This is a genomic window from Desulfovibrio sp. An276 (genome assembly GCF_002159665.1).
Taxonomy (GTDB): domain Bacteria; phylum Desulfobacterota; class Desulfovibrionia; order Desulfovibrionales; family Desulfovibrionaceae; genus Desulfovibrio; species Desulfovibrio faecigallinarum.
The window spans coordinates 43,892-63,680 of sequence record NZ_NFJC01000012.1; the positions used below are offsets into that span (position 1 = coordinate 43,892).

15 protein-coding genes, 1 tRNA gene and 1 pseudogene are annotated in these 19,789 nt (G+C 55.5%); 10 read left to right on the plus strand and 7 right to left on the minus strand.

The features are described 5' to 3' along the window. Positions 1–73: 73 nt before the first annotated feature. Positions 74–433, minus strand: coding sequence for an RNA polymerase-binding protein DksA (gene dksA, locus B5F76_RS06675; protein WP_087352570.1), 360 nt, complete (start codon positions 431–433; stop codon positions 74–76). A gap of 538 nt (positions 434–971) precedes the next feature. Between dksA and nth the strand changes: the two genes are divergently transcribed. Next, positions 972–1,634 carry an endonuclease III gene (gene nth / locus B5F76_RS06680; protein ID WP_087352572.1) on the plus strand — a complete coding sequence of 221 codons (663 nt, stop codon included), beginning with the start codon at positions 972–974 and terminating at the stop codon, positions 1,632–1,634. Between the two features lie 193 nt (positions 1,635–1,827). On the opposite strand, the gene argB is transcribed toward nth, so the two are convergent. From argB to B5F76_RS06695, 3 genes are all read right to left on the minus strand, one after another. After that, on the minus strand, positions 1,828–2,628 hold the full coding sequence (argB, locus tag B5F76_RS06685; protein WP_087352574.1) for an acetylglutamate kinase: 801 nt from the start codon (positions 2,626–2,628) through the stop codon (positions 1,828–1,830). Between the two features lie 20 nt (positions 2,629–2,648). After that, positions 2,649–3,836 (minus strand): hypothetical protein, encoded by a 1,188-nt coding sequence (locus B5F76_RS06690; RefSeq protein WP_087352576.1) that lies wholly within the window; start codon positions 3,834–3,836, stop codon positions 2,649–2,651. A 203-nt stretch (positions 3,837–4,039) separates the two neighbouring features. Then, positions 4,040–5,590 carry a transposase gene (locus B5F76_RS06695; protein ID WP_087352577.1) on the minus strand — a complete coding sequence of 517 codons (1,551 nt, stop codon included), beginning with the start codon at positions 5,588–5,590 and terminating at the stop codon, positions 4,040–4,042. Positions 5,591–6,077: 487 nt separating this feature from the next. On the opposite strand from B5F76_RS06695, the pseudogene recA reads away from it, so the two are divergent. From recA to B5F76_RS06735, 9 genes and pseudogenes are all read left to right on the plus strand, one after another. After that, positions 6,078–7,094 (plus strand): annotated as a pseudogene (gene recA / locus B5F76_RS06700) (recombinase RecA); the annotation flags it as partial. 314 nt (positions 7,095–7,408) lie between these two features. Then, positions 7,409–10,087 (plus strand): alanine--tRNA ligase, encoded by a 2,679-nt coding sequence (gene alaS / locus B5F76_RS06705; RefSeq protein ID WP_087352581.1) that lies wholly within the window; start codon positions 7,409–7,411, stop codon positions 10,085–10,087. Positions 10,088–10,199: 112 nt separating this feature from the next. Continuing rightward, complete coding sequence (gene ahbC / locus B5F76_RS06710; protein WP_087352583.1) at positions 10,200–11,384, plus strand: 12,18-didecarboxysiroheme deacetylase; 1,185 nt, start codon at positions 10,200–10,202, stop codon at positions 11,382–11,384. A gap of 169 nt (positions 11,385–11,553) precedes the next feature. Beyond that, on the plus strand, positions 11,554–12,543 hold the full coding sequence (gene hemB, locus B5F76_RS06715; RefSeq protein WP_087352585.1) for a porphobilinogen synthase: 990 nt from the start codon (positions 11,554–11,556) through the stop codon (positions 12,541–12,543). After that, positions 12,540–13,778: a heme b synthase gene (ahbD, locus tag B5F76_RS06720; protein WP_087352587.1), complete on the plus strand. Its 1,239-nt coding sequence runs from the start codon at positions 12,540–12,542 to the stop codon at positions 13,776–13,778. Before hemB ends, ahbD begins: the two co-directional genes overlap by 4 nt. A gap of 18 nt (positions 13,779–13,796) precedes the next feature. Continuing rightward, positions 13,797–14,252 carry a siroheme decarboxylase subunit alpha gene (ahbA, locus tag B5F76_RS06725; protein WP_087352618.1) on the plus strand — a complete coding sequence of 152 codons (456 nt, stop codon included), beginning with the start codon at positions 13,797–13,799 and terminating at the stop codon, positions 14,250–14,252. Between the two features lie 115 nt (positions 14,253–14,367). Next, a tRNA-Phe gene (locus B5F76_RS06730) sits at positions 14,368–14,443 on the plus strand. Beyond that, a complete protein-coding gene (locus B5F76_RS14815) occupies positions 14,443–14,580 on the plus strand; it encodes a hypothetical protein (protein WP_162608734.1) in 138 nt (45 codons plus the stop codon). The genes B5F76_RS06730 and B5F76_RS14815 overlap by 1 nt, the downstream gene beginning before the upstream one ends. Positions 14,581–14,747: 167 nt before the next feature. Beyond that, on the plus strand, positions 14,748–15,203 hold the full coding sequence (locus tag B5F76_RS06735; RefSeq protein ID WP_144268406.1) for a hypothetical protein: 456 nt from the start codon (positions 14,748–14,750) through the stop codon (positions 15,201–15,203). Positions 15,204–15,765: 562 nt separating this feature from the next. Here B5F76_RS06735 and B5F76_RS06740 read toward each other — a convergent pair. From B5F76_RS06740 to B5F76_RS06750, 3 genes are all read right to left on the minus strand, one after another. Beyond that, a complete protein-coding gene (locus tag B5F76_RS06740) occupies positions 15,766–17,814 on the minus strand; it encodes a DUF3987 domain-containing protein (RefSeq protein ID WP_087352591.1) in 2,049 nt (682 codons plus the stop codon). A 755-nt stretch (positions 17,815–18,569) separates the two neighbouring features. Further along, the gene (locus tag B5F76_RS06745) at positions 18,570–19,259 is read right to left on the minus strand and encodes an RNA ligase family protein (protein ID WP_204218346.1); all 690 of its coding nucleotides are present in this window, start codon (positions 19,257–19,259) and stop codon (positions 18,570–18,572) included. After that, positions 19,256–19,786, minus strand: a complete 531-nt coding sequence (locus B5F76_RS06750; RefSeq protein ID WP_087352593.1) for a hypothetical protein — start codon at positions 19,784–19,786, stop codon at positions 19,256–19,258. The genes B5F76_RS06745 and B5F76_RS06750 overlap by 4 nt, the downstream gene beginning before the upstream one ends. Between the last annotated feature and the right edge of the window lie 3 nt (positions 19,787–19,789).

The following is a 19,789-nucleotide window of genomic DNA, read 5'->3' on the forward strand; positions in this document are numbered from 1 at the left end:
CCGGGCCATTTTGCGAAAAAGGGCATGACTGGCTAGACAGTCATGCCCTTGAGAGAAGTGGTATTTTTGCGGATTAACCGCGCTGGCTTTCGTCCTGTTCCTGTTTGGCCTTGCAGTTGATGCACAGCCTTGTCACGGGACGGGCCTTCAGTCTGCTGATGCTTATTTCTTCGCCGCACTCCTCGCAGATGCCATAGGTGCCATCGTTGATGCGCTGCAGGGCTTCCTTGACCTTTTTGATGAGACGGCGCTCGCGATCCCTGATGCGCAGGGTGAAGGCGCGATCGGACTCGGCAGTGGCACGGTCTGCGGGATCCGCAAAAAGTTCGTTGTCTCCGCTCAGTTCCTGCAGGGTGGAATCACCCTTTTGCTGGGCTTCGACAAGCATGTCGTTCAGGAGAGTCTTGAAGTATTCGATGTCCTTTTGTTCCATAGCTTAACCAAAAGCGCGAAAGGAGCTTCGTGAGTCACGAAGGGGAAACGCGCCCTCCCTTTGGGAACAGGCAGACACTGCCCGGGCAGGATCCGCTCCTGTATCCCTCTTGTGTTCCCGCCTGAATAAGAAGTGGTGAAGAACGAAATCCGGCAAGAAACCGGCCCTTGCCAGAAGGCGTCATGGCTTTCAGGGAAAAGCCGGAAAGACCATGAGCTGCGGCTTTCCTTTTGCCCCGTGTAACAGGGCTGCAGAGAGCCAAGATCCCGGAATTTCTTTGGGTTTGGAAACCGGGGTCTGAAAAATTTCGACAGGATTCATACCCGCTTGCAGGCGTTTTGTAAAGACGGGATTTGAGCTTTGCCCTGTGCCTTGCGCAAAGTGCAAAAAGGCTGGAAGAAGCTCCCTGTCCTCGCAAAAGATGCCTCATCCGTCCATGGAAACGGAGAAAGGTCTCACTTGTCCTTTGCACTTGCTTCACGTTACAAGGGGCAAAAATGATGCCCCTCATGGGGCAGGGGCACACAAGGGGGAGACTATGGCAAAATCTCAGGAACTTCCCGCAGGCGCGGGGGAGCGGGCACCAAGGGTGCTGGAACTTTTGAAGAGGCGCTATCCGAATCCGGGCACAGTCCTTGAGCACGCCTCGCCCTGGCAGCTTCTGGTTGCAACGGTGCTCGCAGCCCAGTGTACGGACGAGAGGGTCAACAAGGTGACTCCGACCTTCTTCTCCCGCTGGCCCACGCCGAAGGAGCTGGCTGAAGCCACCATCGAGGAGATCGAGGAAGTCATCCGCTCCACGGGCTTTTACCACAACAAGGCCAAGAACCTCCTTGGCGCTGCAAGACTCCTTGCAGAAAAGTACAACTGCGAGCCGCCGAGGACCATGGCAGAGCTTGTGAAGGTGCCTGGCGTTGCCAGAAAGACAGCCAATATCGTGCTTTTCGGGGGCTATGGCATCAACGAGGGCATGGCCGTGGACACCCACGTCAAACGCATAAGCCACCGCCTGGGGCTCACTGCCCAGACCGATCCCGTCAAGGTCGAGCGCGACCTCATGTCGCTTTTCGCCAGGGAAGAGTGGGGCGATTTGAACCACCGCATGGTGCAGTTCGGTCGCGACGTGTGTAATGCCAGGGGGCCCAAGTGCGACATCTGCGAGATGGCAGCCTTCTGTCCAAGGCTTGAGCCCAAGAAATAGGCAAGGGCAGATCAGCAAGGCTCCCAGTGATATGTGCGAGAGTCACACGGACCGGCAAAAGATTTGCCAATAAAACACGTGTATTAGATTGCTGTGTTGCCCTGTGAAAGCTCAAAACTCTGAATGTGGCAACAAAAGGGGGGCGCTCCGAGAATTTCGGAGCGCCCCCTTGCAATGTCCGGCCTTGCCGGGATTAGTGCACTATGGTGCCAAGTCCACTTTCGCCTTGAAGCAGGCGACGCAGGGCCGATTTTTCCGTGCCGTTCAGGATGAGAGCCTTCTTGCAGCCCTTGTCCAGGGCGTGCAGGCAGGCGTCGACCTTGGGGATCATGCCGCCATTGATGACGCCGGACTCCTTGAGACTTGCAATGTCCTCGCGAGTGAGACTCGAAAGAAGCTTCTTGTCTGCATCAAGGACACCGGGCACGTCGCTTATGAGCACGAAGTACTCGGCCTTGAGGGCACCTGCTACGGCGCCTGCCGCAGTGTCGGCATTGATATTGAGGGCTCCCTTGCCTTCCTCGTCCTCGGCAATGGGGGCTACGACAGGTACAAAGCCACCGGCGATGAGAACCTTGAGGATTTCCGGATCCACAGTGGTGACAGCGCCCACGCGCCCGAGCTTCGGATTGACAACGCGCGCCTTGAGAAGCGGAGTGCCGTCCCTGCCGCTCAGCCCTGCACTTTTTGCCCCGTGGGCAATGAAGGAGGCCACAAGCTCCTTGTTGACCTGGCCTGCAAGGACCATTTCCACTGCCTCCATGGCAGCGTCGTCCGTGACGCGCAGTCCCTGCTCGAAATGGCTTTCGATGTTCAGGCGCTTCAGCATGGAGGAAATCTGCGGGCCACCGCCGTGGACAACCACGCACTTTCTGCCTTCCTGGGCAAGAGGCGCCAGATCCATGGCAAAGGCGTCGCGCAGGGCCGGGTCGGTCATGGTATGACCGCCGAATTTGATGACAATGTATTGTGTATCCGCAGTTTCTGTGACCATCGGAATGTCCTCCTGAATCCTCAATTCGTCTCCGGCTGCTGAGCGTCACTGTCGGCGTGCTCAGTTTGCCCGTGTTCCCTTTCCCAGGCAAGCTGTCTTGCCTTCTTTTCCGCTGCAAGCTTCTCCTTGTGCAGGGCGTCCATGCGGCTTGCAAGCTCGTGCTTTTGTGCCTTGACCTCCTCCCAGGAGGGCCTTGCAAAGAGAGTACGCTCCCTGTCGGGAAGAACCGAGACTATCTGTTGCTGCCCTGTCGCTGCGTTCTTGAGCCAGACCCGGACAGGAACGTTTGGCGCCTGCTCGTTTGCCTGCATGGCCCTTGGTGCATAGGAGACAAACTGAGCAGCCGCATTGGAGAGTTCCTCGTTCTCCCATGTCTCGCCGTCGCGCAAAAGCGCTATGGGCCCAGGAAAGTCGCACAGGCCTGCCAGAAGATCGTTTTCCTTCGCAGCTGCGCGCAGGCGATCGTTGTCGCGGTTGTTGCGGGCAACAACCATCCATCGGTCACTGTTACCCTGAAGGGACCACAGCTGCCTGCCAAGGTTTGCAAGGGCAAAGTCCTCCACCGCAGGATTGGCTCTCCGCTCGCGCAAGGGCCAGTAGTGGCGGGCGTTCTCCCGTTCGGTCAGAAGGCAGCCACCTCCTGGAGAGGGGATTTCCTCGAAACCGTACTTGCGGGCAAGATCCAGCTGTTCCTGGCGTCCGCGCCCGTGCAGGGCGAGAAGTCTTGACCTGTCCACAAGGCCCGAGAGCTCGAAGGGCGTGGGATCAAGGTGCTGCGCGCACAAGGGGCGCAAGAGAAGGCCCTCAACTCCGGCTTCCCTGCGGATGAGGTTCATGACATCGCGGCGCTGGGACATGGGGCGCTGGCCTATGACCTCGCCGGTTGCGATAAACTGGGCGCCCTCTTCCTCCATGCGCTTTTTGGCAAGCCTGAGCAGGGTGATCTTGCAGTCCACGCAAGGGTTCATGACCTTGCCAAAGCCATGTTCGGGCCATTTGGCCACAAGCTCCACCATCTCTGCCCCAGCGTCCACGATTTCCACGTCGAGGTCATAGAGCCTTTTCCAGCGCTTCCTGGCCCCTGCGTTGTTGAAGAAGGGGGAGACAAAGTGCAGGCAGAGTATGTCAAGGCCCTGGTCCATGAGGACTTTTGCTGCAAGCAGACTGTCCAGGCCTCCTGAAAAGAGAAGAATTCCTTGTGCAGACATATATGTGGGATGGGTTGAGAGTAGGTTGGATGGTTTTTGCAAGGGAGCCCGAAAAGGATTTCGGGGCCAATTCCAAATCCTGGAGAACGTTCCGGGCGCAGCCATAGCCATGGCAAGAACGGTTGGGGCTGTGTGCCAGTTGCCGCGTTTCAGAAGCTTACCCTGAGTTCCCGGGGAGATTTTCTTACCACACATCGTATCCTCTAAAAGTTCCCAACGCGAGGATATTCCTTTGCAGGGTGAACCTTGAGAAGTTTGTAGATGTCGTTCTGAATCCTGGTTGGCTCAGAGGGGATAACTACCCTTTGGAAAATTTTTGCATGTTGGTTCGCCATATTGGAGAGTACGGCGTCAATAGAGTACTTGCTGGCGCGAATCTCCAACTGCAATGTTTGCAGTACTGCAATTGCAATGAATGTGAGCAACAAATGCCCTCTAAGGTTTTCCTCCTTTTCGATAAACAGAGGTAATAATGAAGCATAATTTTTGGCAATATCAAATACTTGTTCGATTTCTTGTCGGACATAACATGTTGAGAGGAGCTCCTCAGCCCTGACTCTGCGCGTTGAGAGAAGCATGAACACACCATGCTGGATTAGCTCATCATGAAAGATCGTCCGATCTACTTTCTCGCCTGAGCCGTGTATTCGATGAGCATATTGCTTATCCTCCAGCGAGGCTGCTGTCATGTCCTTGCCTATGTAGGCGTAGAGCTCCATGCCCATATAGTTCTTGACAGGCACGCACTTCATATAAACACGTCGTCCGTTGAAAAGGCGTCCGTTTGAGTCAAGCGCAAGATTTTCCGATGCGACCAGTCCCTCCATATGAACAGAAATCAAGTCCTTGTAAATACGTCGATTAGACGGACAACGAGTGATGAAGGATATTTTTTCGCCGGTCAGTTCCTGCATGCCTTCCTCAGTGAGGTAACCAGCATCAAGGATGGCAAACTTCGTGTTGACACCAACAGCCTTGAGCTCTTTGACTGTCGTGACGAGCGTAGATGCGTCCACGATATTGCCGGGGATATAGCGCATATAAATTGGTAGACGCGAGCCTTGCTGAACGACATAGATCAGACGAATCTCTTCAGAAATGATGCCATTGTGATTGCTTACAGCAGTCAAAGGGAAATGAATGCTATTGGGTAACCCCGTGCTATCAATCAGGATATTTGCTCCTTCCCTGACGTCGGAGCCGAGAAGCGGCAGGTAGGCATGGAAGAAACGCTGCATGGTGTCTTCTCTCCCAATCGCCGCAAGCAGGTCACTGATCCTCTGAGAAGTCAAATTTGCTTTGGGGTACAAGATACGGGCATAGCTCCCTTCAAACCATGTCAGTGCATGTTGATTGCTGCGTGACGAGAGCATGTAGTAGAGCAAAAGTGCCCGAAGGGAATCTGGATTTCCATAGTCAATGGCTTCAATTGCAGGTGCCAGGTTGTAGCGTTTAATGAGTTGATCGAACAAAAAAGCATCGCCAAAGTCCACTATCAGCTCTTCTCGAGCGTTTTGGCGCTTTGTCGTGTCCACGAAATCAGCTGGAGCAGCAGAGAAAGTCATCGTCTTGAGATCAAAAACAAAAACTCCTCTCTCCTTGTTCTTGTAGATGCCACGTTCGGCATCAAGCACTCGACCAAGGTAATGGACTTGTTGTTTGCGCGTATTACGACCGGTTCGGATAGAACGCATGACAGAGGCATAGCGGGTGTCACCTTTGCCGCTATAGACGATGTGTGAAGCTCCAGGCATAGGCAATCCTGTAGTAAGATAAAATTTTTATTACCACATCGTAAAAAATTGCACTTCAAATGTCAACATGGCTTGAGGCTTTATACTATATTTACAGAGAGATAAGTATGTATACTAGTACAGATCCTCAGCTGAATTAGACCCGTGGTAGTAAAAACATCCCGGGAACTCAGGCTTACTCCTGCGAGTCAGTGGAGGAAGCGCCTTCCTCTTTCCTTTTTATGGCGGGCGGTGGCGATGGTATACTTTGCTTCTTTGAAGGCCAGGGCTGATCATCGAAGAATCTTGCAGGCCTCAACCATTGGGTCTGCGCAGGCAAATGAGACAGTATCCAAATTCAGACACGCGGGCAAGCCTGTATTTTTGGGCTTTTTCTTGTCCTTGCCTTGCCTTTTGATGCGTGCTAACGTTTCCTTTTTAGTGATTTATTTGTTTTTTTGGTCAATTGGATTTTTACCCTCTTTTTTTCTTCCAAGGAGACCTTCTCATGGCGAAGAAACCTGTCCTCACTCCCGAACAGGCCAAAAGCAACGCGCTGGAAACGGCCCTGACCACCATCGAACGCAAGTTCGGCAAGGGCTCGGTCATGCGCCTCAAGGATCAGGCCATAGAAAAGATCCCCGTCATCCCCACCGGCTCCCTGGGCCTGGACCTCGCACTTGGCGTAGGCGGCATCCCCAGGGGACGCGTGACGGAAATTTTTGGCCCCGAATCCTCGGGCAAGACGACCCTGACGCTGCACATCATAGCCGAATGCCAGAAAAGGGGCGGCACCTGCGCCTTCATTGACGCGGAACACGCCCTGGACGTGACCTACGCCAAGGCCCTTGGCGTCAACACGGACGAGCTTCTGGTAAGCCAGCCGGACTACGGCGAGCAGGCTTTGCAGATCGCGGACATGTTGGTGCGTTCCGCTGCGGTCGAGCTTGTGGTCATCGACTCCGTGGCTGCCCTGGTTCCCCAGGCAGAACTCAACGGCGACCTCGGCAGCATGCAGGTTGGCAGCCAGGCACGGCTTATGTCCCACGCCATGCGCAGGCTGACAGGCACCATCCACAGGTCCAACACGGCAGTCATCTTCATCAACCAGATCCGCATGAAGATTGGCTCCGGTCCCTACATGGGCAGCCCCGAAACGACCACTGGCGGCAACGCCCTGAAGTTCTACTCCTCCGTGCGCATAGACATTCGCCGCACAGCTACCCTGAAGGACAGCAAGGAAAACGCCATCGGCAACCAGACCAAGGCCAAGGTGGTGAAGAACAAGGTGGCGCCGCCCTTCCGCACTGCCAACTTCGACATCATGTACGGCCGGGGCATCTCCAGGGCTGGCGAGCTTATCGAGCTTGGCGTTGCCGGCAACATCATCGACAAAAGCGGCTCCTGGTTTGCCTACAAGGGCGAAAAGCTCGGACAGGGCAAGGAGCGCATTCGCGAGCTTCTGGAGGAGGACGACGAGCTGCGCGCACAGGTGGAAAACGACGTGCGTGCCTTCCTCGGCATGCCCTCCATCGAGGAGGCGGAGGAAAGCGCCATGGCTCCCATGGGCGAGCCCCAGCCGCTTGAGGTCGAGCCCAGAAACTCGCTTGTGGACAACGCCTTTGGCGCTGTGGAGGGCTCCCAGGCCTTTGACGGCGAGGATGACGACAACAACTTTGGCAACGAATAGGCACCCCTTGCCTCGAACCTCGCACGCATGCGAGGTCGTTCGGGAAGAGCCTGTTTTTTTTCACATTTGCGGCCGAACACACTTGGGTTCGGCCGCAAGCACAAATCCAATGGGAGAAGGGGCAGGAATGAGGCTGCCCGGGAACAACTATGCTTACACCACAGGAAATCAGACGCCGTTTTCTTGAATACTTTCACTCTCACGGGCACGAAATAGTGCCTTCAGCCCCCCTGATCCCGCCGAACGATCCGACCCTGCTATTCACCAACGCCGGCATGGTCCAGTTCAAGAAGTGCTTCACCGGCGAAGAGGATCGCGGCTACCACAGAGCCTGTTCGTCCCAGAAGTGCCTGCGCGTGTCCGGCAAGCACAACGACCTCGAAAACGTGGGCCGTACAGCACGCCACCACACTTTCTTCGAGATGCTCGGCAACTTCTCCTTCGGAGACTACTTCAAGCGTGACGCCATCACCTGGGCCTGGGAGTTCTGCACAAAGGAACTGGAGCTTCCCAAGGACAAGCTGTGGGTGACAGTCTTTCGCGACGACGACGAGGCAGCAGCCCTGTGGCAGGAAATCGCTGGTCTTCCTGCAGAGCGCATTGTGCGCATGGGCGAGAAGGACAACTTCTGGACCATGGGCGACACTGGCCCCTGCGGCCCCTGTTCGGAAATCTACATTGACCAGGGCGAGGACATGTCCTGTGGTCCCGACTGCGGCATAGGAAAGTGCGACTGCGACCGCTTCCTGGAAATCTGGAACCTTGTGTTCACACAGTTCGAGCAGTTTGCAGACGGCCACCGCGAGCCCCTTGCAAAGCCCAACATCGATACCGGCATGGGCCTTGAGCGCATTGCTGCGGTCTGCCAGGACAAGAAGTCCAACTTCGACACGGATCTCTTCCAGGGCATTATCCAGTACGCGGCAAGCCTTGCCAACGTGACCTACTCCTTCTCCGAGCCGGACACGAACGACGTGGACACGGCCCTGCGCGTCATAGCAGACCACATCCGCTCAGCAGCCTTCCTCATTGCCGGCGGAACCCTTCCCTCCAACGAGAGCAGGGGCTATGTCCTGCGCCGCCTCCTGCGCAGGGCCCTGCGCTTTGCAAACCTCATTGGCGTGCACGAGCCCTTCCTCTACAAGGTGGTCACCAAGGTCGTGGAATGCATGGGCGACGACTACCCCGAGCTGCGCGAGCACGAGGCCTTTATTTCCAGGGTCATCCATCAGGAAGAGCAGCGCTTCTCCCTCACCCTGGACAAGGGGTTGCGCCTGCTTGAGGACGAGATGGAAGAGCTTGAAAAGAAGGGTGAGAAAACCATCCCCGGCTCCTTCTGCTTCCTTCTGTCCGACACCTACGGCTTCCCGCTGGACATCGTCTCGGACGTTGCCCAAAAGCGTGGCTTTGGCGTTGACGAAGCGGGCTTTGCAAAGGAAATGGCAGAGCAGCGCGCAAGGGCCAAGGAAAGCCAGAAGAAGATGGGCCTTCTTGGTCAGGGTGCAGACAAGGGGCAGGCTCTCTTTTTGCAGCTTGTGGAAGACGGCATCGAAAGCGCCTTTGTTGGCTACGACACCCTGAACGCCCACGGCCGCGTAGTCAAGATTCTGGACGAAAACGGCCTTGCCGTGGAAGAGCTCAAGGCTCCGCACACAGGCTACGTTGTGACCACCCAGACACCCTTCTATGGCGAGTCCGGCGGTCAGGTGGGCGACACTGGTCTCATCCTCGACGAAGGCATGAAGGCCACTGTCTCCACCACCATCAAGCCCCATCCGAGCCTCCTTGTTCATGTGGTCCAGGTCGAGGAAGGAACACTTGCTCTCGATCGCGAGGTGTACCTGTGCGTGGATGCGCAAAAGCGCGCTGCAACGGCCAGGAACCACACAGCGACCCATCTTTTGCACGCTGCCCTGCGCAACGTGCTCGGCACCCATGTGCACCAGGCAGGATCCCTTGTCTCCCCCGAGAGGCTGCGCTTCGACTTCAGCCACATCTCGGCTGTGACGCCCGAGGAGCTGCAAAGGATCGAGGACGAGGTCAATGAGGCCATACTTGCCGACTGGCAGGTGAAGACGGATCTCATGGGCCACGATGAGGCAGTGGCAAGCGGCGCCATGGCGCTCTTTGACGAAAAGTACGGCGACGTTGTGCGCGTGCTCACCGTAGGCGACGAGTCGACCGTGGTTTCCAGGGAACTTTGCGGCGGAACACACTTGAGCCGCACGGGCGAGGCAGGCCAGTTCATCATCCTGTCGGAAAGTGGTGTCGCTGCAGGCGTGCGCCGCATCGAGGCTGTGACAGGCCTTGGTGCACTCGCCTACATGCGCTCCCAGCGCGAGACCATTGCGCGCCTTTCCCACACCCTGAAGGCCAGGCCGGACCAGCTTGAGGAGAGGGTGGAAGCCCTGCAGACAAAGCTGCGCAAGCTGGAAAAGGCCAGCGAAAAGGCCCAGGCCTCCAGCGTCTCCGCTGCCGACATCGTGGCACAAGCCATCGATGTCAACGGAATCAAGCTTTGTTCGGCAGCTGTCGACGGCATCAAGGTCAAGGCCCTGCGCTCGCTTATGGACGATGTGAGGTCCCGCCTGACCGGTCCCTCCGTGGCAGTTTTGTTCGGCCAGGACGAGGGCAAGGTTGCCATCATAGTCTTTGTTTCCAAGGACCTGCACGACAAGGTTACGGCACCGCAACTTGTGCGCGAGGTGTCCAGCCTGTGCGGCGGTGCTGGCGGCGGCGGAAGGCCGGATATGGCCCAGGCCGGTGGCACAGACCTTGCGGGTGCCGCAAATGCCATTGCAAGGGTGAAGGAAATCCTGCAAGGATAGACTCTTCAATGCGGGGATGCTTCAAGGCTTTGCTTTGAGGCTTGCCCCGCGCTCAACCAAAATCCATAACGAAGGAGGAGCGAAGGTCCCTTGGGGCCTTTGCCAGCAACATATGATCGGCATTTCCAAATTGTACTGCGGACAGGTGGAGGAATCTGACGTTCTGCGCTACGGGCGCCAGTCCGGCAAGCTGCCCTCGCATCTTCTGCAGTTTTCCAAGGACAAGAAGCCCGTTGTAGTCTGGAACATGACCAAGCGCTGCAACCTGCGCTGCGTGCACTGCTACGCCCAGGCTGTCAGCCTGCAGGGCAAGGACGACATTTCCACAGAACAGGCCAAGGCCATGATCGACGATCTGGCTGCCTACGGCTGTCCTGTCATGCTCTTTTCCGGCGGCGAGCCCGTGGTGCGCGAGGACCTCGTGGAGCTTGCAAAGCACGCCAAGGCCAGGGGCATGCGCGCTGTCATTTCCACCAACGGTACGCTTATCACCCCCGCAAAGGCCAAGGAGCTGCGCGAGGTGGGCCTTTCCTATGTGGGCATTTCCCTTGATGGCCTTGAGGAAGTGCACGATCATTTCCGCGGCGTGAAGGGCGCCTTCCGTCAGGCCCTGAAGGCCATAGAAAACTGCAAGGCAGAGGGCCTCAAGGTTGGCCTGCGCTTTACCATCAACAAGCGCAACGTGTCCGAAATCCCCGGCATCTTCAATCTCTTGCGCGAGCTTGAGGTGCCAAGGGCCTGCTTCTACCACCTGGTGTACTCCGGCCGCGGCACAGAGCTCATCAAGGAGGACCTGGACCACGCCGAGACACGCGCCTGTGTGGACCTCATCATGGACGAGACCAGGAAGTGCTTTGACATGGGGCAGCCCAAGGAAATCCTCACAGTGGACAACCATGCGGACGGCCCCTATGTGTGGATGCGGCTGAAGCGCGAGGATCCCAAGCGTGCAGAGGAAGTGTTCCGCCTTTTGCAGTACAACGAGGGCAACAATTCCGGTCGCGGCATAGGCTGCATTTCCTGGGACGGCAAGGTGCACGCGGACCAGTTCTGGCGCGAGCACGTCTTTGGCAATGTCCTTGAGCGCCCCTTCTCCGAGATCTGGGACGATCCCAAAATCGAGCTTTTGCACAAGCTGAAAGACAAGAAGGCCCATGTGGGCGGACGCTGCGCCAAGTGCCAGTTCCTCAACATCTGCGGCGGCAACTTCCGCGCCAGGGCAGAGGCCTACTACGGCGACGAGTGGGCCCAGGATCCCGCCTGCTACCTCACGGACGAGGAAATCGGCATCAAGTAGTTGCAAGGGCAGCAAGCCTGCCTGAAAATCCGGATACAAAAAAAACCCCTGCGGGGCATGGGCAGTGTCGGGGGCATTCCCGGCAAGGCAGGAATTGCCTTGTTCGGAAAGGCTTGCGGCACTGCTTTCGAAATATTTGGGGCATTGCACCCCATCAGGAGATCATACCATGGTTCATGATTTCTTCCGCGGCCGCCGTCTGCGCCAGTCCGAGCAGATGCGCGCCTTCTTTGCCGAAACAGCTCCCGTGCTCAGGGAAAACCTTATAATGCCCTATTTCGCAGTCGAGACCGACGACGCAGGCTTCGAGAAGGAGATTCCCTCCATGCCGGGCCAGTACCAGCTCTCCCTGCCCAAGCTTGAGGAGCGCGTGGCAAGGGCAGTGGACAATGGCCTGCATTCCATCATCCTCTTCGGCATTCCGGCCACCAAGGACGAGAAGGCAAGCCAGGCATACGCAAATGACGGCATTGTGCAGCAGGCAGTGCGCCGTCTGAAGGCAAGATTCCCCAGGCTTGTCATCATCACCGACGTGTGCCTGTGCGAGTACATGAGCCACGGGCACTGCGGCGTTTTGACCGAGGACGGTCGCATCCTGAACGATCCCACCCTCGAATATCTGGCCCGCACTGCCGTGAGCCAGGCCGAGGCAGGCGCAGACATCGTGGCCCCCTCGGACATGATGGACGGCCGCGTGGCAGCCATGCGCGAGGCCCTGGACGCTGCAGGCCTCACCATGACCCCGATCATGTCCTATGCGGCAAAGTACGCCTCTGCCTACTACGGTCCCTTCCGCGACGCAGCAGAGTCTGCGCCGGCCTGCGGGGATCGCAAGACCTACCAGATGAATCCCGCCAACGTGCGCGAGGCCCTGCGCGAGGTCTTTGCCGACCTCGACGAGGGCGCGGACTCCATCATCGTGAAGCCCGCTGGCCCCTACGGGGACATTTTGCGCATGGTCAGGGAAAACGTGGACGTTCCGGTCACTGCCTACCAGGTGAGCGGCGAGTACTCCCTTATCCGCGCAGCCGGCATCAACGGTTGGGTGGACGAGGAAAGAATCATGATGGAAAGCCTTTTGGGCCTGAAGCGCGCGGGTGCAGACAGCATCATCACCTACTTCACCGAAACCGTGCTGGAAAAGGGACTTGCCCGATGAGTGGACCTGTAACTGCAGGCTGTCCGGCTTCCCCGTTGGACTGCCACGCACACCTTGAAAAGGCCCAGGCCACAGGGCATCCCGGGGGACACCCCGGCAGCCATCCGGGCGGACACCCTGGAGGCCACGGCATGCCGGGCAAACCCCACGGCGCCATGGGCCCTGCGAAACTCGAGGACGGCACACCGGCCTGCCGTCTCATAGCCTGGGAAGTGACGCGCTCCTGCAACCTTGCCTGCAAGCACTGCAGGGCAGAGGCGCATCTGGAGCCGTATCCGGGAGAACTGTCCCACGAAGAGGCCATGGGGCTCATCGACACCTTCTCTGAGGTAGGCAAGCCCCTCATCATCTTTACTGGCGGCGATCCCATGATGCGCCCGGATGTGTACGAACTTGTGCACCACGCCCATTCCCGCGGCCACATCTGTGCCTTTTCGCCCAACGGCACCCTGATCACCAGGGAAAACGCTAGGCTCATCAAGGAATGCGGGGTGGACCGCTGCTCCATCTCTATTGACGGAGCCGACGCACAAAGCCACGACAGCTTCCGCGGTGTACCCGGAGCCTTCGAACAGTCCTTAAGGGGCATGCGCTTTCTGACAGAGGCTGGCGTTCCCTTCCAGATCAACACCACGGTCACCAAGAGCAACCTTGCAAGCTTCAAGAAAATCTTCGAGCTGTGCCAGGAGCTTGGCGCCGTTGCCTGGCACATCTTCTTGCTTGTGCCCATGGGCAGGGCCTCCGAGCTGGCTGACCAGGTGATCACTGCTGAGGAGTACGAGGAAGTGCTGCGCTGGTTCTACCATTTCAGGAAGACCACGAGCATGCACCTGAAGGCCACCTGTGCGCCCCACTACTACCGCATCATGCGTCAGATGGCCCATGAGGAAGGTGTGAGCGTGGACGTGGAGAACTTCGGCATGGACGCCCACACCAGGGGTTGTCTTGGCGGCACGGGCTTTTGCTTCATAAGCCACACAGGCCAGGTGCAGCCCTGCGGCTACCTGGAACTCGACTGCGGTAATGTACGCACCACTCCCTTCCCGGAGATTTGGCGCAATTCCTCCTACTTCAGGCAGTTCAGGGATCAGAGCGCCTACGAGGGCAAGTGTGGCGTGTGCGAGTACCACAAGGTGTGTGGCGGCTGTCGTGCGCGTGCCTACAGCATGGAAGGCAACCACATGGCAGAAGAGCCCCTGTGCACCTACATCCCGAAGAAGCTGCGCAAGGACTGAGGAGATACTATGAGCGCGATGGACGCCACGGACAAGGCCCTTTTGGACATCATACAGGCGGACTTTCCCCTGGTGCCGCGCCCCTACGCATATCTGGGGGAGAAGCTCGGCATTGGGGAGGAGGAAGTCCTTGAGAGGGTGCGCCGCCTGAGAGAGGAACACATCATCCGCCGCATGGGAGCAAACTTCCAGTCGAAAAAGCTCGGCTGGGTATCCACTCTTTGCGGGGCAAAGGTTCCGCCCGAGGCAATGGAGAGCTTTTGCGAGCTTGTGAATGCCGAAAAGGGCGTGACCCACAACTATGAGCGTGAGCACAAGTACAACATCTGGTTTACCTTCATAGGTCCCTCGCGCGAGTACATCCAGAAGCGCCTGGACAGCATCACTGCCAAGACGGGCGTGCCCATCCTCAACCTCCCGGCAACACGGCTCTTCAAGATCCGCGTGAACTTCAAGATGGGCGGGGACGAATAAGGCGAAAACGACGTTTGGGTGGCAAATATGGCAGAAGGGAAAAATTTTTTGAAAAAATCTGCATTTTTCTCTTGCCAAACACCGGCCAAACGTATACAAGTCTTCCTCGTGCAGTGCCGAGGTAGCTCAGTTGGTAGAGCGAGGGACTGAAAATCCCTGTGTCGGCAGTTCGATTCTGTCCCTCGGCACCATGCAAAAGCAAGCAACAAGGGTTATGGCAAAACGCTGTAACCCTTTTTTGTTTTCTCCGAAAAAAGGCATCCCCCGCTTATCATCTCGTGCAGGAGAAACCCTGCAAAATGCACTTGTCATTGAGGCTGTTTCATAATGTCGTCTCCTTGTTCGGGAAATAGCCCAAAGGGGGATGGTGCCCTTTGCGATCTGCCCGAAGCTTGCAAAAGGATCGGAAAGTACGAGGCACGCTTCAGGAGTGCTGGTGCAGAGTTAGCGAGAAGGTACACGCCGCACGTCCACTTCGCCGAGACTGACAGCGACATGGAAGACTTTGCCAGGGAGTGCGCGTCGGCTGCCATCGTGGCCGGCAGCGAACTTGGGGTGGCCTGGGCGGGCCGCATTGGGACGCTGCTCCTGATGTCCTTGGCTTGGAGCTGGCTGAACCAGAGCGTTTTGTGCGTGTCATATAGTTGTGAGTTCGGTGTTAACCACCATGAGGAATGTCACTACAGGATTTTGTTGCAGTATATGTTCAGTTTTTCCTCCGGGTGTACTGCATTAAATTTCCCTGCAAGAAAATTTTTGATAAATTCATCTCCATCATTGCCGACTAGAAAAAAATTGTTTATTACAGAGCTGACAGATTTGTTGCAACGTTTTTTGTTTCTCTTTGGAGTTAGAAAAGCAATGCCCTTAGAACAGAAGTTCTTTTGTATGTTCATTATTGTTTATTTACTAAGATTGAACTTGTCACATAGGGAGTCAATATCAAGTTGATATTCCTTTCCATATGAGCTTCTGTTGCATGCCAGGATAATCCTTGCATTTCTGTTAGCCAGAGTGCTGGGATCTGTGGAGGAAATTATATTTTTAAGAGTTGTAATTGTTTCCAGAAGTAAGTGAACTGTATGTTTTTCCATAAACTTGTGTTTACCTCACATGAAAATTGTTGGGTAAAAACAGGAACTTTTACCTGGGAATATGAAAATTTTCATTGATCCTGCCTATTGTGCAGGGATGGAGCATTAGAGTGGTACCTGTATGGGAAACAGGGCCTTCTCCTCGCTTTTCCCCCGGATTTTTGTATGTTTGCTGCATTGCCGGTGGAAGATGCTTGTCACAGCTGTCTGGGACAGGCAACGGAAGAAAAAGTCGGTAATGGCTATTCTCCCGTTGCCCGGGTCCGGCAGACGACGCTCTCCGCAGGCGTTCATGACCAATGTGAAGAGTCAGAGCGTCCCGGCAAGCAGAACTTGCCAGTAGTACGACATCGTTAGTCACCTCAAAAGCGCGAGCCAGAAGGCAAGGCAGAGAACGCTTGCCGCAATCAGATTCGCCATCACTTCGCTGCAGGCAGGACGGTGGGAGTGCCAAGCAGGCTCAGGGCATGCGTCGCAAAAGGGGCGCCTTCCTCAGTGCTGCTTTCCACACTGTCCTTGCAGCTTTCAGGGGCACCGCCCTCAACGCTGGTTTGCTGGCTGTTCTTGCTGTTTTCCTCGCCTCCATCGCTGTCAGATGCGGCTTCTTCGGGGTGTGAGTGGACACTGGTGTCCTCTTCTTCCCTTTCGACGCCTGCCTCCTTCAGGATGTCGTAGACAAGGAACTCTTTTTCACTGGCAGCTGCAGCCTTGGGTTGAGCGACTGCAGGGTTGAGTTCAAAGCGTTCCATGAGCTTTCCGCTCTTTCCGGGTACGGAAATGGTGCGGATGTAGCCGTGCTCCATCAGGGCTTCAAGAGCCGAGTTCAGGGGCTTCATGGTGCGGAAGAGCGCCTGCCCCCTCAAAGACTGGAAGCATTCCCTGGCAGAGAAGACACTCCAACCGTTGCGTGTGACAAGGTCAAGAACCTTGTTTGCGGCTTCTTCCGGACTGTCCTGAAGCATGAGCCCGAAGGCGGCCCTTGCGTGCTCGAAGAGAAGGTCTCCGAGGCTCAGGGCCTGTTCCATCTCTTCGGAGGATATGACGAGGTCGGTCCTTGGGTCTGCGCAAGACACAAGGTGGAAGAGGGCTGCGATCCTTCCCACAAAGTCGCTTGCAAGCCTGGTTGTCCACTCCTGCAGGGAGATATCGAGACCCTGACAGAGCATTTCTGCCTTTTCCCGGTACTCCAGCCACTTGAGTTCGGCGTCAGGAGAAAGCGTAAGCATGCGAGACTCTTCGGGCTCGTTCCAGGACGCGGGCAAAAGTCGCAGGACATTCTCGAAGAAGGCATTTGCGACTTCCTTGGGCATCCTTGTGCACTTTGCGAGAGTGCGCGCATCGGCAGGCATGAAGTAGATGAAGCGCGTATCAAGGCCCCTGGACTGCAAAAGCTTCACCTTCCTCGGATCCGCAAGGGCATTTTTCTGGGGAGACAGGGCCATGGTGAGCCTTGGATGCATCGTGTAGGCCCTGTTTTTGGTCTTCACTGTATGTTGGCCAGCGTTCCATGCCTGGGCCACAAGGTCCTTTGCAGACCTTGTGGAGGCGGAGGAGAGGATGTCGAGGCAATTGTCCTCGGCGCTTGCAAAGGTGAGAGTGTCGTGCTGCTGGTGCACGGTTTCCTCAAGCCCTGCCAGCGTGCCTGTCACAAGCTGGGGAACAATCGTAGTGGTATCGAGGCTCACCTGAAGCTCGTAGATTTGCCTGAGAAGCGCCTGGAAGGTTTCCTCGTCCTTAGCTACCTGGGCCTTCACGGCGTCCTTGGCAAGGCTGCGGATGGACCTTCTGGTTATCATCTTCTTGATGTTTTCCTGGGTGATCCTGGGCCCGATCTCTCGGACCTGGGCCTCTTCCCAGTCCCTGATGGGATTCAGGCATGCCTTCAAGCAAGCGCGCTTGCGGCTTGATGGAGGCAGGGGCGACATGATGAAGAGATTGGTAGTCTGGATAGTGCTTGTCCCGTACAGTTCGACACTGTAGGTAGTCTGGGCGCACGTCGCGACTACAGCCAGGGCGCTGGCGAGAACGTTTTCCTCGGGAATCTGCATCTCGCTGGACAGGCCGCGGCAGAAGTCCCCGAGAACAGCCGGAAGCTTCGAGCAATCAAGCCTGGGAAGCGAGCGCGTGGCAAAGGGGACGGGAGTGGTCCACTCCTTTACCGGCAGGGGCTGGACCTGTCTTGCCTTTGCCCCTGATGTTGCGCGTCTCTTCGTGGCGCTCTTCTTGCTTGCGCTCTTGCCGGAAGCCCTAGTCCTGGTCTTCTTGGCCTTGCCTGCTTCCCCAGGGGTGAAGATATCATGATTCTCCAGGAACGAGAGAGAAAAAAGGTCTGACTTTGTTGCGTCAAAGGGTGCATTGTTGTCATCGACTGCTACGGCCATGCCGGCGGCTTCGGTCTGCACGGCTTGTGCCGTATCAGCCCCTGTCCCGGCTTCCAGAGAGGAGGCCAGAGGCGATGTATGTGTCATAATACTCCAGAACTGTTGCCCGTTTATGAACTCTTTTGTTCCCTTGCCCTGGCTTTTGTGCCAGGATGTTTTTCCATCCTGTCTCTTGTTTCAGCCATACCGCGCCATTGCTGAAGCGGCACTGCTCTGTTTCTGGGGCAGACAGGGAGAGCCCCCATCCTCATGCAGTTTTCATGGTGGTGGAAAAACAAGGGGCCAGAGAACGTTGCCTTCGGAAATTATTGCGTTTTACCGCAACATGTATGATTGTTGCTGGTTGGACAAAACAAGATTTGACGTGCCGCAAATTTTGTTAGCACCAACATCCTCCTCTTTTGGGGCCACTCTGTCACGAGTGGCCGGCTCTGAAATGTTTCATCCGAGATATGCCGATATGCCAATTTTTGTCTAGACGGCTTTCGTATAACCACTTTCCGAAATCTTGTCTAGTACCCCCGAAAATTGGTGAATGGAGGCTTTTTTCTTGAATCTTTATAAAAATAAGTTATTTCAAATAGTTATATAATATTAATGAATAAGACGCAATTAAGTATCTCATTATAACAATTTGAAATTACAGAATAATTTTTTTTCTTGCGGAACTAAGAATTTATTGACATGTCCAGTATACGGCTCTTTTTTTGTTCGTTTCCCGTTGCGGGCAAAAAGGGAGCCGCAGCCTGGAGGCCACAGGCTGCAGCAATATGGCCTGCTCCGCCCAGCAACCATTTTTCCCTGTTCTCGTCTGCAAAAGGGCGGGCAATGAGGCTTGGGTTTCAGCGTTGGCTACCCAGTCGATTTGGCTTGATGGCAGAGCGCGACCAGTGCTCTTCCTGGGCCTGGACAAAGGATGCCCGAACTAATTTGGCCCTTTGGACAAGCCAGTCTCCATCATCATGGCGCAGATAGATACCTTCTGCTGGCTGGGAGCCGAATTTTGAGTCCAACACTGACAGGATTTCATGGAGTTGCGGAAGAGTGAACTTTCCACGAGTGACGAAGGGAACCTGAGCAATACCCATGCCCTTCAGGAGAGCGTCTCTGCACTGCGAAGAGAGAAATCTCCCTGAACGCTTGTCGAAAATATCGAAACCAAGAAACCAGTCTGGCAAATGGTCATAATAAACAGAGTGTTGGGCATAGCACCACTCCCCGAAAAGTATGAACTGGTCGGAAAGATGCTCGAAAAGTTCATCCTGTCGTGGCGCCAGCCATTCGTTCAGCTTTTTCCACTGCCCTGCGCCAGGCAGAAAGAGGTAGGCACCTCTGTTCTGCGCGAGAAGGTTGCCTTCGGAGTCGAATGAGATGCCCAGATTTGCCCCGTCTATTTTTTCTTCGACAAGAAGATTCTGCTGTAAAAACGCATTTCGTTCTGCATCCGAAAGCAGCTTGTCGGAACGGAAGTCCATATCTGCAAACGCTGCCAGATGTGGAGTGGATGGAAACTTGAAAAATTTCTCTTTCACAGTCCAATCTTCTCCTTGTACTTCTCTTTAACATATTCTGGACAAAGAAAGTAAACAGAAACACCAACTTCCTTCAAAGCATCTTTCCACCCCCACCATTTGCAGTCAGTTGATTGTAGAATCGGTGGCTTTTCAGGATGTGCGTTTGCAACGGCAATAAATTTTCGATCCGATATATCGAAATTTATTAGCCCATCATGATTTGGAAATTCTTTGTAAGAGTCACCTTCTTTGGTGATTTCTACCCTGTCAGAATCAGGTATACTCCATTGATGATCGTGGACCCACTTGACAAAAGCATTGCCAAGTCCATTTTGTCCAGTAAGGCTGAGCTTATGCATGTACTCCTTAAAGATTTCACCACCAGAATCAATGACAAGACCTTTTTCTGTTATTACATGTTGAATAGCGGCGACGCAATTGTAAACGCAATCAACCATGTTGTCAGGGATTTTATCTGGGGTATTGGCTAGATTTGCGTTAATAGGGACATTAGTGTCAATAATTATTTTTTTAGGTAGCTTCATATG

What these genes read in the sequence shown, in the direction of transcription:
- B5F76_RS06735 (WP_144268406.1), top strand. Translation starts at nt 14,748, where the DNA reads ATGGAAGACTTTGCCAGGGAGTGCGCGTCGGCTGCCATCGTGGCCGGC.
- nth (WP_087352572.1), top strand. Translation starts at nt 972, where the DNA reads ATGGCAAAATCTCAGGAACTTCCCGCAGGCGCGGGGGAGCGGGCACCA.
- B5F76_RS06740 (WP_087352591.1), bottom strand. Translation starts at nt 17,814, where the DNA reads ATGACACATACATCGCCTCTGGCCTCCTCTCTGGAAGCCGGGACAGGG.
- ahbD (WP_087352587.1), top strand. Translation starts at nt 12,540, where the DNA reads ATGAGTGGACCTGTAACTGCAGGCTGTCCGGCTTCCCCGTTGGACTGC.
- B5F76_RS14815 (WP_162608734.1), top strand. Translation starts at nt 14,443, where the DNA reads ATGCAAAAGCAAGCAACAAGGGTTATGGCAAAACGCTGTAACCCTTTT.
- ahbA (WP_087352618.1), top strand. Translation starts at nt 13,797, where the DNA reads ATGGACGCCACGGACAAGGCCCTTTTGGACATCATACAGGCGGACTTT.
- B5F76_RS06750 (WP_087352593.1), bottom strand. Translation starts at nt 19,786, where the DNA reads ATGAAGCTACCTAAAAAAATAATTATTGACACTAATGTCCCTATTAAC.
- ahbC (WP_087352583.1), top strand. Translation starts at nt 10,200, where the DNA reads ATGATCGGCATTTCCAAATTGTACTGCGGACAGGTGGAGGAATCTGAC.
- hemB (WP_087352585.1), top strand. Translation starts at nt 11,554, where the DNA reads ATGGTTCATGATTTCTTCCGCGGCCGCCGTCTGCGCCAGTCCGAGCAG.
- B5F76_RS06690 (WP_087352576.1), bottom strand. Translation starts at nt 3,836, where the DNA reads ATGTCTGCACAAGGAATTCTTCTCTTTTCAGGAGGCCTGGACAGTCTG.
- argB (WP_087352574.1), bottom strand. Translation starts at nt 2,628, where the DNA reads ATGGTCACAGAAACTGCGGATACACAATACATTGTCATCAAATTCGGC.
- dksA (WP_087352570.1), bottom strand. Translation starts at nt 433, where the DNA reads ATGGAACAAAAGGACATCGAATACTTCAAGACTCTCCTGAACGACATG.
- alaS (WP_087352581.1), top strand. Translation starts at nt 7,409, where the DNA reads ATGCTTACACCACAGGAAATCAGACGCCGTTTTCTTGAATACTTTCAC.
- B5F76_RS06695 (WP_087352577.1), bottom strand. Translation starts at nt 5,590, where the DNA reads ATGCCTGGAGCTTCACACATCGTCTATAGCGGCAAAGGTGACACCCGC.